Below are 14,377 nucleotides of genomic sequence, written 5' to 3'. Positions count from 1 at the left end.
TTGAGATAGTCTTCTTGAAAGCCTGAAACATAGGTGTTATACTTGATATTATTGTCGGCACGGAAGCTCAAACCATCGCCTTGTGGGCGTTTAGTTTTAATGCGAATTACGCTCTTCACGGTCGCATTATAACGTGCACCGGGACTCGTAATGACTTCAACGGTCTTAATATCTGTAGACTTCAATTGTTCAAGTTCACTCTTGTTTTGCACCTTTTTGTTATTAATATAGATTTCAGGTGTGCCTTTTGAAAACACATTCACACTGCCATCATTCTCCACATTGACGCGAGGCAGCTGACGAAGTACATCGGTAGCCGTTCCCGTTTGAGCCAAAAGTGTGTTGGCAATGTCAACAGAAAGGCCTCCCGCAACAGGCTTAAACTGAGGTCGATTGGCTTTCACCACAACTTCTTTCAAGGCATGTACCTGCTCGGTAAGGGTCAACGTGCCTGCATCATCGCCATTAATCTGCTTAAAAAGTGGTGCATATTCCACAGATGTTAGCTTCAACAAATAATGTTGTTCCTGGGGAACATCAATGTGAAACTGCCCATTTTCATCGGTAACAGCACCCTGAACAAAGGTTGAATCAGCAGGGTTTAACACAACAACATTAACGAAAGGCAGAGGCTGTTGCTGTCCATTGACAACCTTTCCAACGACTGTCGGCGTTGCAGAAGCACTGACAGCAGAAAGCCACAGAAGGCTCATTGCGAGAAGTTTCTTTTTCATTCGATTAGCATTTACTTTATCATGAGACGTTCAAACTCTTCAAAAAGTTGCATCGCCTCTTATTTTTTTCATATCTACTCCTTATACGTTGTAATGCTGTTATTGTGACATCATGATGCAAAAAAAATAGAGATACAACAAATTTTCTTTGTTATATCTCTATGATTCAAGTGCAATCAGCCCTTCAGACGACGCACTATCGCTAGTAAAATATTAATTCTCGTGAATCTTTACGACCAAATCAAGCTTATTGATGCTCTCTTGTGTCTTGTCAATCTTCTTTTGCAGTTTTTTCAATTTCTTTTGACTCTTAGCCAACTTCTTGTTTACTTTCTTTGCCTCCTTAAGCTTCTTAATCGTTGCTTTAGCATCTTTCACGGTGCTTGATGCATCAGAAGTGCTGAAGTCTGTGGTTACAGAATTAGCTGTTGCATTAGCCTCTGCAGCCTCTTTTAGTAGTTCATCGTAGCCAGCCTTTTCCTTTTCAAAGTCTATTTGCAGCTCTTTCAACTTAGCATTAAGCATCAAAACCTTCTTCTGTTGTTTCAAATCTTTTACCGAATCCCCTGTTTGTGCGAAAGCGGTGCAAGCAGTTAACACTGCAATACAGATAATTAATAACTTTTTCATTATACAATCTTTTAGATATTTATGGTGCAAATATAGAGAGAAACCACCGAACTTGCAAATTATTTAGAAAGAAAAGTCAATGCAAAAAAGATTATTTAGTTTTCTGTCTTCATGCAGAACAGCGTATAGGTTGGAGCGAACCATAATGATTAATAAATCCATTTATACAAGAAAGCTATTAAAAGCAAAGGCTTGTTTCTTTCAAAACACAAATTATGCTTTATCACTTCATAACACACTGGGGCTCAACATATTGCCGAGATAAGAACAAAACAAGCCAAGTTTTGCATGGAAAGAGAAAACAAACTGACTGAAATCATGAGATAATTTGACTGAAAACACCGATTGTTTTGCGTCAGATTGCAAGACGAAATGACTTGAATTGTTTGGTCATGTGAGCATGATGCCCACCTGATATGCTTTTATCATCCTTTTCATCACCTAAGAAACATCAGCTCAAAGCGGTCTGAACCTCGCTCGACTCCACCGCTCATAGGGCAATCATCAGATGAAATCGCAAGACGTTTTGATGAAAAGTGGCTAATGAAAAACAAGAAAGGACGAACCCAAAAAACTAATTTTGCCAGCTCTGTCCTAACAAGAGGAAGAACGTAGTTAAGGCAACGAAGACCTCAACAATCACAGAAAGCACAAACATCAGCCAGCCGGCAACTCTTCCTTTGGCTGCACCAAAGTTGAAAGAACATATAGCTATCACGATTATGCCCACAATAAAAAGAAACGGAATAAACTCATCCGCCACAGAAGTAAGCCGGAAATAAGCCGGGAACAGCTGGAAAATGAACCACCCTATGACATAAAGAAGCCATTGATATTTCATGAAAAGTTTCATAACATGCACAGATTAATAAATTGTGATGACACGGATTATCGTTCGTTCTCTTGCTTGATGCTTTCAGCTTTTTATCTTCTTACCTTTCATAAGCCTCGTCTTCTTCGTTTGGTTTGAATCTACGATAGACGAAATTATCGCTCAAATAGTTCTTGCGCACAATGGGATTGGCAGCCAATTCCTCGGAAGTGCCATGGAAAAGGATGCGTCCTTCGAACAAGAGATAAGCGCGATCGGTGATAGAAAGCGTTTCTTGCACGTTGTGATCCGTAATGAGGATGCCTATGTTTCGATATTTCAAGCGCCACACTATGTGCTGAATATCCTCCACAGCAATAGGGTCTACGCCCGCAAAAGGCTCGTCAAGCATAATGAATTTAGGGTTAATGGCAAGACAACGCGCTATTTCTGTGCGTCTTCTTTCGCCTCCGGAGAGCTGATCACCCTTATTCTTTCTCACTTTGTTTAAGCGGAATTCATTAATCAAACTCTCTAATTTCTCTACTTGTTCTGCATGAGAGAGTTTCGTCATCTCAAGCACAGCCATGATATTATCCTCTACACTCATCTTGCGAAACACACTGGCTTCCTGTGGAAGATAACCTATTCCGGTGCGTGCCCGCTTATAAACGGGGTAGTTAGTAATCTCTTCTTCGTCGAGATATACATGGCCTTCGTTGGGCACAACATTACCCGTTGTCATATAAAACGATGTGGTTTTACCTGCTCCATTGGGTCCAAGTAGGCCAACAATCTCACCTTGTTTGACGCTGATACTTACCCCATCAGCCACCGTTCTCTTGCCATATCTCTTGACAAGTCCCTCAGTTCGGAGTGTAGTCAAATGTGTTTCGTCCATAAATCTATGTTTTGTTTGTTGCTCATCGGTAATCGTTTCACCTCTCAACAAAACCAAATTACGATTAGTATAACAAGAAATGCCTCACAAATCACATTCATTGATGACTATGAAAACATTTAATTTGATACAAAGTTAGTTGAATTTGTGAGGATAACAAAATAAAAAAAGAAAAACTATCTCAATTATAGTAGATTTTCTGAAGAATTTGGTTACTTTTGCAAGGAATAAGAATTAGGATAATTATCATGTTTATTTTCAAGCCGTTATACAACTACCTTACCACTTTTGGGAGTTATCTCATATTGATGTGGCGTTCACTTGCCATCCCCGATAGGATGAGAATGTTTTTCAAACGCTATACAAAAGAGATGTCACAACTTGGTGTTGACTCCATTGGTATTGTGTTGTTGATTTCTTTTTTCATTGGAGCAGTAATCTGTATTCAAATGAAAGTCAACATCCAAAGCCCCTGGATGCCACGTTGGGTGTCAGGATATACAACGCGAGAAATCATGCTTTTGGAGTTCTCCAGCAGCATTATGTGTTTGATTTTGGCAGGAAAGGTTGGCTCAAACATAGCTTCTGAGCTTGGAACTATGCGCGTTACACAACAGATTGACGCCTTAGACATCATGGGAGTAAACTCAGCCAATTACCTGATTCTACCCAAAATATTAGGTTTAGTCACGATGATGCCCTTCCTGGTTATATTCAGTTCGGCACTCGGAATCCTTGGAGCTTATAGCACAGCTTATATAGGTCACCTGCTAACTCCAGACGATTTGACGCTTGGTATACAGCATTCCTTTAACTCATGGTTTATCTGGATGAGCATACTTAAAAGCATGTTCTTCGCCTTTATCATAGCAAGTGTGTCGTCATACTTTGGTTATACTGTTGAAGGAGGGTCTGTAGAAGTGGGCAAAGCCAGTACAGATGCCGTTGTAAGTAGCAGCGTTTTGATCTTATTTTCAGATGTATTCTTAACCCAATTATTGTCATGATAGAAGTTAAACACCTATATAAATCGTTCGGAGATAAGGAAGTTCTGAAGGACATCAATGCCGTTTTTGAAGATGGAAAGACGAATTTGATTATCGGACAAAGCGGTAGTGGAAAGACTGTTTTAATCAAAAACCTTGTCGGTTTGCTTGAACCCACAAGCGGAGAGGTGCTATATGACAACCGGAACTTCGTCACTATGTCTAAAAAAGAAAAGGTGATGATGCGACGAGAAATGGGTATGATCTTCCAAAATGCAGCGCTTTTTGACTCTCTTTCGGTATTAGAGAACGTGATGTTTCCCTTGGATATGTTCTCAACGATGAACTATCGGGAACGTGTAAAGCGTGCCCAGGAGTGCTTAGATCGCGTGAATCTGATTGAAGCGCAACAGAAATTTCCCGGTGAAATATCTGGAGGCATGCAGAAACGAGTAGCAATAGCGCGCGCAATTGTACTCAATCCGAAGTATCTTTTCTGTGATGAACCGAACTCAGGGCTTGATCCTAAGACGTCGTTAGTTATAGATGACCTGCTATCGGGAATCACAAAAGAGTTTGATATCACGACAATCATCAACACACACGATATGAACTCTGTGATGGGTATAGGCGAAAATATCATCTTTATCTATAAAGGTCACAAGGAATGGCAAGGGAATAAGGATGAGATTATCAACTCAACAAACAAGAAACTCAATGACCTTGTGTTTGCAAGTGACCTCTTCAAGAAGGTGAAAGAAGTGGAAACGGAGGAACATAACAATGAAACAAGTTCAAAAGAATAAAGACTTCTTTCCACGAACTCATCGCATATACCACACGCCTTTACGCTCAACCATAGGTACTATGACCTGTTCGGTTGTTTTATCTCCATAAGAAAACAGCAAAAAAGCATTGCCTGTGTGATGCAAAGTATCTATTGTTGCGTTGCTAATCGTAATCTCTTTGATGCCTTGATGCTCCTCTTTCTGCTGTCCAATGAACATCTTTGCATTGGCAATCAACTGTTCTCGATAAGAAGGAGGAATGCTATCAGGACGAAATGAGCCATCAACAAAGGCCTCATAATTATCGTGTAGCAAATAATCATAATAGATTTTAGCCGTCTTTCCGACAATCTCTGCAGCATCTTTCTCTTGCTTTTTACAACTAAAAAGCAAGCTAAGAGAACATAAAACAATTAGAATCTTCCTCATAACCATAACAAAAAGTCTCTTTCCCCATAGCAATGGGGAAAGAGAACACCTTTTATTTCTGACGTATAAACACGTTGATTGGGCAACCATGCATACTCCAATTCTCCCTAATCTTATTCTCTAAGAAACGTCGATAGTTTTCTTTCACATACTGAGGGAGGTTTGCATAGAACACAAACGAAGGGATTTGAGTGTTTGGAAGCTGTGTACAATACTTGATTTTAATATACTTTCCCTTGACACTTTGAGGCGGGAAAGCTTCTATTAACGGCAACATCACCTCGTTAAGTTTAGAGGTTCCCACGTGCGTTTTACGGTTAAGATAAACTTGTTTGGCTGTTTCGAGCACACGGAAGATACGTTGTTTCGTCAAAGCGGAAGCGAAAATGATAGGGAAATCAACGAAAGGTGCCATCCTGTTTCGTATGGCAGCTTCGAATGTATTGATTGCTTTCTGCGACTTATCTTCTACTAAATCCCACTTGTTTACAACGACTACAAGACTCTTTTTGTTCTTTTGTATGAGCTGAAAGATGTTCATATCTTGTGCTTCTACACCTCTTGTAGCATCTAACATGAGGATACACACGTCGCTATTCTCTATTGCTCGGATAGAGCGCATTACGCTATAGAACTCCAAATCCTCGCTAACCTTGTTCTTACGACGTATTCCTGCGGTGTCAACAAGATAGAAATCAAAGCCAAACTTGTCGTATCTGGTGTAAATACTATCACGTGTTGTACCCGCAATCTCGGTCACAATGTTACGGTCTTCGCCTATAAAAGCATTGATGATACTACTTTTTCCTGCATTAGGACGACCCACTACAGCAAATCTTGGAATCTCTTCTTCAACGCTTTCTGGGTTCTCTTGGGGCAGTTTATCAATGATAAGGTCGAGCAAATCGCCTGTACCGCCACCCGTAGCAGCACTGATACACTGCGGCTCTCCTAAGCCTAACTTATAAAATTCGGCTGCTTCGTAATACTCACTATTATTATCTACCTTGTTGGCTACAAGGATAACAGGTAGTTTTGCGCGTCGAAGAATCATGGCTACATCTTCATCCCAGTCGGTGACACCGGTCGAAACATCGACAAGAAAGAGTACTAAGTCAGCCTCTTCTGTAGCAACAAGCACCTGACGGCGTATCGCATCTTCAAATATATCGTCGGAATTTACAACCCAACCTCCTGTATCTACGATTGAAAACTCTTTCGAATTCCAAGAACATTTGCCATACTGGCGGTCACGAGTTGTGCCTGCTGTGTCGCTGACTATAGCGCGACGAGACTGTGTGAGGCGGTTAAAAAGCGTAGACTTGCCTACATTTGGGCGACCTACAATAGCTACTAAATTTGACATACTGTTTGTTTAATTACTGAAGTTATACATTCTTCGGCCCTCCGTGTGACGGAGAGTGTGCCCTCTTTCAATTCAGGGCAAATGATTATCTTTTTGTTTTTATCTTTCCAAGTCTGTTCACTTGTCGATTAAAGTGCCTGCAATTGGTCGGTGAAACACGTCATATTGCATTGCAATTAGCATGAAAACATCGGGTGATTTAAGGCAAATTAGCTTGTCATAAGTCTCCCCTTTTACTCTGGGTTATAGCCAAAGCTGTCGAGTTCTCGCTGAGAAGAGCGCCAGTCTTTATCGACTTTGACAAAGGTTTCAAGATAGATTTTCTTATCAAAGAACTTTTCTAACGCTTTACGCGCTTCGGAACTAACCTTCTTTAAGGCTATTCCTTTGTGGCCGATGATAATTCCTTTCTGACTATCGCGCTCCACATAAATCACCGCATTGATATGAATCGAAGTGTCAGTCTCCTTGAATTGCTCTACGCGCACCTCCACACTATAAGGGATTTCCTTATCATAATAGAGCAGAATCTTCTCTCTTATCATCTCACTTACAAAGAATTTAGCCGGCTTATCGGTAAGTTGGTCTTTGTCAAAATAAGCGGGTGACTCGGGAAGAAGCTCCTTAATGCGTTTCATCAAGAGTTCAACCCCAAACTTATTCTTGGCAGAAATGGGGAGAATCTCTGCATTAGGAAGTAATGAATGCCATTTGGTGACAATCGTTCCGAGTTCTTTTTGATTGCTCTCATCAATCTTATTGATAAGCAAAATCACTGGAATCGGAAGCTGTTTCACCTTATCTAAGAAGTCAATATTCTTCTCAGGATTCTCTACAACATCAGTAACATAGAGCAGAATATCGGCATCTTTAAGCGCAGATTCAGAGAAAGCAAGCATCATTTCCTGCATCTTGTAGTTGGGTTTCAATACACCTGGCGTGTCGGAAAAGACGATTTGACAGTCCTCAGTGTTAACAATTCCCATGATACGATGGCGTGTTGTCTGAGCCTTAAACGTAGCAATACTGATACGTTCTCCTACAAGTTGGTTCATCAACGTACTCTTTCCAACATTCGGATTGCCTACAATGTTTACGAAACCTGCTTTATGCATAACGATGTTTACTAATTGTTTATTTCAAACAAAAAGACGCATCATCTTATTATTAGAATAAGAAAGATGCGCCCTTTTGTATATATTGCCTGTTAAAACTACTTCACTGTAGCTACTGAAGCACCGTCATAAGCCCATCTTAAATATGAAGCTCCGTTGACAAATCCTGCTCCAAATGCGGTAAAGATGATGTTATCACCTTTCTTTAAGTCTTTTTCGAAGTCCCAAAGCACAAGTGGCATGCACGCAGCGCTTGTGTTTCCGTAATGTTGAATGTTAACTAACACCTTATCCATTGGTGCACCTATGCGCTTGGCTACAGCCTCAATGATACGCAAATTGGCTTGATGAGGAATGATATAGTTAACATCATCCATCGTCAAATGATTGCGTTTTAAGAGTTCTTCGCAGTCATCGCCCATGGCAGTAACGGCATAACGGAACACAAAACGACCCTCTTGATAGGTGTAATGCATGCGATGATCCACAGAATAATGAGATGAAGGACAAACCGAACCGCCTGCTTTGACATGCAAGAATGGTAGTCCTTTGCCATCTGTTCGATGGAAAGAGTCAATCAAACCGATGTTCTCTTCCTCTGTAGCTTCAACCAAAACAGCACCTGCTCCATCACCAAACAGTGGACAAGTAGCACGATCTTGATAATCGGTTATTGACGACATCTTGTCTGCTCCAATAACGATGATACGTTTATGGCGGCCACTCTGAATCATGTTACAAGCCACATCAAGCGCATACATGAATCCACAGCAAGCAGCAGAAAAGTCAAATGCAAACGCATTCTTTAATCCAAGCTTACCTAAAACGATAGATGCGGTTGAGGGATGTACGTAATCTGGGGTGGTGGTTGCAACAAGAAGGGCATCAATGCTATCAGGATCTGCACCGGTTTTCTTCATCAAAAGCTTCGCAGCCTTACGCGCCATATACGAAGTTCCAAGCCCTTCTTCGGTAAGAATACGACGTTCTTTGATGCCTGTTCGTGTGACTATCCATTCATCATTGGTATCAACCATGCGAGAAAGTTCCTCATTATTGAGGACATAATCAGGCACATAGCCGGCTACACCCGTGATGATAGCGTTGATATTTCCCATTATTCAGCTACTTCCTTAACAACAGCGACCTTGCCTCTATAGTATCCACACGTTGGACATACAGTGTGATAAACATAATAAGCGCCACAGTTTGGACATACTGCCAACGTTGGAGCCACTGCCTTATCATGCGTTCTTCTCTTGAGTGTACGAGTCTTTGACTGTCTTCTTTTAGGATGTGCCATAATCTTTTAATTTTTAATCTTTAATTTTATTATTCGTCTAATTTCAAATTGGATAACGCTTCCCAACGCGGATCCATTGTAGTCTCATCATCACTCCCACTACTTCGGGTAGCAGAATGCTCCTCGAGCATCCGTATCATCGCAGGGTTGCATTTTCCAGGTGCATGCACATGCTTGATGGGGATATTGAGTTCAATGGATTCATAGACGTACCATGCGACATCGAGTATTCCTTCTTCCTCGGCCACCGTCACAAGATCATCGTCTTCTGAGTAGCTATCTCCGAGCTTAACAGCCATCCGTTGGTCTGCCACAATGGGTTGATCCATGTCGTCAAGACAAAGATCACAGGGCACAACGACGCTGCCAACTGTATGGAAATTCAAATCAAAGCAGTCACCAATGCGGTTCACTGCCAGTGTGGTATGTAAACAACCATGTTGCACTTCGGCAGCCTCAAGTGACTGAAAAAATGCATCATCTAAGTCGAATTCAAGCACTGTCTGCCCTTCCTCCAACGCTTTTAAGTCTATTTTATAGGCTTCTGAACTTGCCATACGGGCTGCAAAGTTACAAATATTTTCTGAAATTTGCCAATGAAAGCGTTAAAAAAATCTTATTTATAAGACTTACTCTAACTTCAAAACGCCTTATCTGTTATTTTAAAATCATTCATATTATAATCTTTTATGATTCTATCGATGCCAAAAAGTCCTTTTCATGCTCTTGCATTTGGACTACAAACTCAATATAAGAAGATGCAGAAGTCGCAATCTGAATACCATAAATACCGATCATTGAGATACCATCTCTTAAGTGAGCAGTAACACTTTCTGCTGTCTTTGCTGTCAAAGGAGCAACAAAACCACCTCTCTTAACGTGCAAAGCTGTCATATATGTGATGATTTGATGAATGTCATTACGATCAACTTCGGCAACCTTTTTACACTCTTCCAAACGTTTATACTTCGCATCCAACACCATTTCGTCATTATAAAAGTCAGGATAACGAAGCCCACTACCATCAGTAAATAAAGCGATTCCTTTCTTTCTTAGTCTATTTTCGGCGTGTATGAACTGACAATCTCTAAGAAGTGTGGCAACATATTCCTCCCATAACCATGCACCATCAAACAAAACACCATGTATTTCATTATCATCTTCGCCATATTTCACCTCTTCCATGCGCAATATTTGAATGCAAAGCAATTGCAATGAGCGATATTTCGTATAATAAGGATGGCTTTTCAATCTCAGATTTCGATTGATAACAGCTGCTCGCTCCACTTTATTATATAAGGTGGTATAATGCTTTATAATCTTTATGTTCTCTGTAGTTTCACGACAAGAAGACAATACACATCGCCCGAAATGCGTTGACTGCATAAATTCTATGGTATGTCTTATCAACTGAGTAACATCATTGTCACGGCTATACTCATGCGTTGTATAAGCAAATTTCCCTGAGAATGGAACATTATTTCGCAGGTGTTGGCTCACATTTATACTCCCATGTACGTTTGAATCATTATGATTATAACATTGATATTGACGGAAAACACCTTGCTGTATGGCTGATTTAAGAAGATGAGGAAACATCAACATTAAGAGTTCTGAGAGTCCTTCTTCACCACTATTCAAATCTAAATCAAACATGTTTAGCGCCAAAACCTTCTGTAACATATAATGTAAGAAATAGTCATTCTGCCCCAAATCAAACCGCGATTTGATTTTAAGTTTGATATTCCCAATACCAACAAAGCCCATAATATTACCCGTAACAACTCGTACTTCGTCAGGATTATCTGTGTTTTGGATAGAATATAATGTTCCATTTCCTATTTCATCATCACATTCTTCTATGCTTTCAGGGAACACAAGCAAGTGCTCATGATCACGACATAATTCAGAAATTGTTTTATCTCCAAATGGAAACAGCGCCGCAATATCATCCCTTTGGAATCGGTTATTCGCACTTACGCTGTTATTATCTGTCAATTCTATCTGCATAAACCAAATCTTCTGAAGCCATCTTTCTCATCTAACCTTCTCTGAAAAAGGCTTTTCTGAACTTCTCCATCATATCATCTATTGCTCTGAAACCACGCAAATATTCCCGCAAAAGAGGTTCAATATTCATATTCCAAAGCGCAGAAAAATCTCCTTTTAAATCCTTTATCTTCATGAAATAGGCTGGTCCTACACTATAAGCAGCACCTAAACCATCTGTAGCTACAATTTCATTATTCAGTCTATGCATTGTTTCTTTTGCGCTATCAGCCAAAGATTGTCCAAGATTATCTAACATATCTTCCGTACATTCAGGTTTTATTTCTTTCCAAGTAAACCTTCTTCGCATCGCAAAATCCATGCTTTCTACAGATCGGTCAATGTCATTCATCGTTGCAAGGATATAGACATTTCTTGGCACATAGAAGCCTTTTGCAAACACATCTGACGTTGGAATAAGATTCTGATACTGCGTCTGAACGGGATTATCCGTATCATCTCTATAACCAGGATCAATGGCATAAAACAATTCTCCGAATATTTTTGAAGCCTCACCACGATTGATTTCATCAATAATAAACACGTAATCTCGTTCTTGTATCCTACTACTATGCTTCTGATTAACCTTGTTTGCGCTTGCACTTTGATGTTTTTCTCTTATCTTTTTTACTATAACAAATGTATAAGAATCAGCCTGTGTACCAAACATTCTGCCGAAATATTTTCGAATATCACGCACATATTCAAGCGTAATTTCATTGAACAACAGAGTTAATATCTCATGTATACTAACGTTAAGTATTGATGCTTTAGCATTCTGTTCATTAAGAATCGAGACATAACTTTCTGTCATTCCTGTAATAACAAATTCGGAACCATTCACCGTTTTGAATGTTGTGGCATTATCAATAGCATCATTTACAAACTCCTCTAATAGCATCTTCCAATACGTTTCATCACTAAGTTCTTCAACACTCTTTGAAGAATCTATCAGGTTTTGCACTGCCTTACGACAAAATTCCTTAAAGACTCCATCCTTTCTTTCAAAGACTATATGTCCTTCTCCATTATCAATTGGGCGCAAACCCTCTACAAAATCCGTATAATCATAAGACGGATGAAACTGCACAAACATGCTTTCGGCACCCATTTCTTTTGCAATTTTCCGAGTCATATAAGTCTTCCCCGTACCTGGAGCGCCTGTAAGCACGAGATTATGTGTTTGCTTCAACAAATCAATATATGCTTGATACTTCGATGTTTTCACTTCCTTTGGTTTTTATATATCCTCAACATAATCTATAATAGTATTAGCTTTATGTTCTGGTTCACGATAGAAAGCCAACAAAGCCTCACGATAATTCTCTGTTGTTATTTGTGGATTAGTCAATATTTCCTGCCATTCATCCACACTGATTCCTATATCACAGCTGGATGTTCCTTTTGGTTTTTCTATGATTTGAATATTTTTCATCGCAAAGTTTAATATATTTTTTTGATAGAATCATTTATAATCAGCCACTACATGAATTAGCCTCAGCATGTAATTTGCTATACCTATTAGATTATCTTCTATGATTACATCACATAAAGGCATTTCATTTCTCACAGCAATAACGACAAAACGTTATCTCATACGCATTGCAAAGATAATAATTTATTTTTATAATACTCAACGATGCACATTATTCTTTCTCCTCAACAATAGGTTTTCATCCTCTATGAATATAGCTTCTCCCATGCCCTTTCGTCTTGATTGAAACTATATGCATCACATTCATCATCAAAAAGAACATGATTCTACTCGTAAATCTACAATCAAACGCATTTTATACCTTATTAAAGAGCAAAATAATATGAATCAAATTACGACGTAAAATCAGTCAAAACACAAGACAAAGTGCATCAAATCACAAGGTAAAATGAATGAGATGAGAAAGCATGAGAAGGGACTTCAAAAAGGGATTTGTGATGAAAGACAAAATGATTTGTGTGTTTAAGGCCGTGGAAGTGTGATGCGGAATGTCGTGCCCTGCCCCACTTCAGAGTGCTTAATGAATATTTTTCCGCGATGATAGTCCTCAACTATTCGTTGAGTTAGCGACAAACCAAGTCCCCATCCGCGTTTCTTTGTTGTAAAACCTGGCCTAAAAACATTCTTCAAATCCTTTTTTCGAATGCCCTTTCCCGTGTCTGTTAAGTCGATAATTATCGTTCGTTCACTCGCTGAAACGCAAATATCGACGTGCCCATTACAGCCTTCCATGGCATCAACGGCATTCTTACAAAGATTTTCTATGACCCATTCAAAGAGCGAAACATTAAGGTTTGCCATCACCTTTTCATTCGAGTCATGAAGTGTCATGACTACCGTGTGCGACGTTCTGCTTTGCATATAGGCCATGACTCGGCGCAACACAACCATCAAGTCCGTAGCTTCGAGTGTGGGTTGTGAGCCTATTTTCGAGAAACGATCAGCCACAAGCTGCAGTCGTTTCACATCATTTTCCATCTCAGGCAGCAACAAATCATCAGGATAACTCTCTTTCATGATTTCCATCCAAGCCATTAAACTTGAGATGGGTGAACCGAGTTGATGTGCCGTTTCCTTGCTCAACCCAACCCAAACACGGTTTTGTTCGGCGCGTTTTAGCGTCAACAGGGCAAACAGGGCAAGGCAAACGAAGAGCAACACCACACTCAGTTGCACATAAGGATACCATGAAAGTCGACGCAACAGCAATGATTCGTCATAACAAACATCTATATATTCACGATGTTTATCTAACAAAATACGAATAACATGCCCCTCGGCACGCATCCTTTTGGCTTGACTGATAGCGTCGTTAAGGCTATCTTTGTGCGTTTTTCCTTTCAAATCCACATTCCGATAGGTTTGAATCTTCCCCTGATGAGTCATGACTATTACTGGAATGGTATGATTTTCATTGATTACTTTGAGTACCAACGAGAGGTCAGTATGCTCATCTGCTGCATTCAACGAGCGCATTGCTTCGGCCCAAACCTCCATACGCGCAGTCTCTTCTTTGGCCAAATCGCTGACCAAAAGATGCGAAACTACCAGAGAAGCCAAGGCTATCATCATGGCAATAATAATGAACAAAATGCGTATTTGACGCAGATGGGAAGTCCATTTCATATCAAAAAAAACGCGATTCAACATGATTTATTGTTTCAAGTGACTCACAAGACATTATATTTACATTCGAATATATTCATAACCAGGTGACCATTCAGACCAATTTTGGTATAAAAAAAGAGATAATTTTGAATGAAACATAAC

16 protein-coding genes are annotated in these 14,377 nt (G+C 39.9%); 2 read left to right on the top strand and 14 right to left on the bottom strand.

Features of this window, described 5'->3' with window-relative positions; genetic code table 11:
• The 4 genes from HMPREF9420_RS09645 to lptB form a co-directional block, all read right to left on the bottom strand.
• Positions 1-734: carboxypeptidase-like regulatory domain-containing protein (locus HMPREF9420_RS09645; RefSeq protein ID WP_007135468.1), on the bottom strand; the 734-nt coding region annotated here is incomplete at its 3' end.
• A gap of 213 nt (positions 735-947) precedes the next feature.
• A complete protein-coding gene (locus HMPREF9420_RS09640) occupies positions 948-1,364 on the bottom strand; it encodes a hypothetical protein (protein ID WP_007135467.1) in 417 nt (138 codons plus the stop codon).
• A 574-nt stretch (positions 1,365-1,938) separates the two neighbouring features.
• Positions 1,939-2,217 carry a hypothetical protein gene (locus tag HMPREF9420_RS09635; protein ID WP_007135465.1) on the bottom strand — a complete coding sequence of 93 codons (279 nt, stop codon included), beginning with the start codon at positions 2,215-2,217 and terminating at the stop codon, positions 1,939-1,941.
• A 79-nt stretch (positions 2,218-2,296) separates the two neighbouring features.
• Complete coding sequence (lptB, locus tag HMPREF9420_RS09630) at positions 2,297-3,076, bottom strand: LPS export ABC transporter ATP-binding protein (protein WP_044079214.1); 780 nt, start codon at positions 3,074-3,076, stop codon at positions 2,297-2,299.
• 248 nt (positions 3,077-3,324) lie between these two features.
• Between lptB and HMPREF9420_RS09625 the strand changes: the two genes are divergently transcribed.
• Both HMPREF9420_RS09625 and HMPREF9420_RS09620 read left to right on the top strand, forming a co-directional pair.
• Entirely contained in the window at positions 3,325-4,083 is a 759-nt protein-coding gene (locus tag HMPREF9420_RS09625) for an MlaE family ABC transporter permease (RefSeq protein WP_007135463.1), read from the top strand.
• A complete protein-coding gene (locus tag HMPREF9420_RS09620; RefSeq protein ID WP_007135462.1) occupies positions 4,080-4,868 on the top strand; it encodes an ABC transporter ATP-binding protein in 789 nt (262 codons plus the stop codon). Before HMPREF9420_RS09625 ends, HMPREF9420_RS09620 begins: the two co-directional genes overlap by 4 nt.
• A gap of 18 nt (positions 4,869-4,886) precedes the next feature.
• On the opposite strand, the gene HMPREF9420_RS09615 is transcribed toward HMPREF9420_RS09620, so the two are convergent.
• The 10 genes from HMPREF9420_RS09615 to HMPREF9420_RS09575 all read right to left on the bottom strand — a co-directional run bounded on the left by HMPREF9420_RS09615 (position 4,887) and on the right by HMPREF9420_RS09575 (position 14,233).
• Positions 4,887-5,279: a hypothetical protein gene (locus tag HMPREF9420_RS09615; protein WP_044079213.1), complete on the bottom strand. Its 393-nt coding sequence runs from the start codon at positions 5,277-5,279 to the stop codon at positions 4,887-4,889.
• A gap of 52 nt (positions 5,280-5,331) precedes the next feature.
• Positions 5,332-6,645 carry a ribosome biogenesis GTPase Der gene (gene der / locus HMPREF9420_RS09610; RefSeq protein WP_007135460.1) on the bottom strand — a complete coding sequence of 438 codons (1,314 nt, stop codon included), beginning with the start codon at positions 6,643-6,645 and terminating at the stop codon, positions 5,332-5,334.
• Positions 6,646-6,878: 233 nt separating this feature from the next.
• On the bottom strand, positions 6,879-7,760 hold the full coding sequence (gene era / locus HMPREF9420_RS09605; RefSeq protein WP_007135459.1) for a GTPase Era: 882 nt from the start codon (positions 7,758-7,760) through the stop codon (positions 6,879-6,881).
• A 98-nt stretch (positions 7,761-7,858) separates the two neighbouring features.
• Positions 7,859-8,878, bottom strand: a complete 1,020-nt coding sequence (locus HMPREF9420_RS09600) for a beta-ketoacyl-ACP synthase III (RefSeq protein WP_007135458.1) — start codon at positions 8,876-8,878, stop codon at positions 7,859-7,861.
• The gene (gene rpmF, locus HMPREF9420_RS13615) at positions 8,878-9,063 is read right to left on the bottom strand and encodes a 50S ribosomal protein L32 (RefSeq protein WP_007135457.1); all 186 of its coding nucleotides are present in this window, start codon (positions 9,061-9,063) and stop codon (positions 8,878-8,880) included. Before rpmF ends, HMPREF9420_RS09600 begins: the two co-directional genes overlap by 1 nt.
• 29 nt (positions 9,064-9,092) lie before the next feature.
• Positions 9,093-9,620 (bottom strand): YceD family protein, encoded by a 528-nt coding sequence (locus tag HMPREF9420_RS09595; protein ID WP_007135456.1) that lies wholly within the window; start codon positions 9,618-9,620, stop codon positions 9,093-9,095.
• A 130-nt stretch (positions 9,621-9,750) separates the two neighbouring features.
• The gene (locus HMPREF9420_RS09590; RefSeq protein WP_007135455.1) at positions 9,751-11,073 is read right to left on the bottom strand and encodes a 5-methylcytosine restriction system specificity protein McrC; all 1,323 of its coding nucleotides are present in this window, start codon (positions 11,071-11,073) and stop codon (positions 9,751-9,753) included.
• 31 nt (positions 11,074-11,104) lie between these two features.
• Positions 11,105-12,340: an McrB family protein gene (locus tag HMPREF9420_RS09585; RefSeq protein WP_007135454.1), complete on the bottom strand. Its 1,236-nt coding sequence runs from the start codon at positions 12,338-12,340 to the stop codon at positions 11,105-11,107.
• Positions 12,341-12,352: 12 nt separating this feature from the next.
• Positions 12,353-12,547 carry a hypothetical protein gene (locus HMPREF9420_RS09580; protein WP_007135453.1) on the bottom strand — a complete coding sequence of 65 codons (195 nt, stop codon included), beginning with the start codon at positions 12,545-12,547 and terminating at the stop codon, positions 12,353-12,355.
• Positions 12,548-13,069: 522 nt separating this feature from the next.
• Positions 13,070-14,233, bottom strand: coding sequence for a sensor histidine kinase (locus tag HMPREF9420_RS09575; RefSeq protein ID WP_044079212.1), 1,164 nt, complete (start codon positions 14,231-14,233; stop codon positions 13,070-13,072).
• Between the last annotated feature and the right edge of the window lie 144 nt (positions 14,234-14,377).

The organism is Segatella salivae DSM 15606 (assembly GCF_000185845.1).
GTDB lineage: Bacteria > Bacteroidota > Bacteroidia > Bacteroidales > Bacteroidaceae > Prevotella > Prevotella salivae.
Note: the sequence above shows the minus strand (reverse complement) of the source record. Positions and strands in the feature narration are given on the sequence as shown.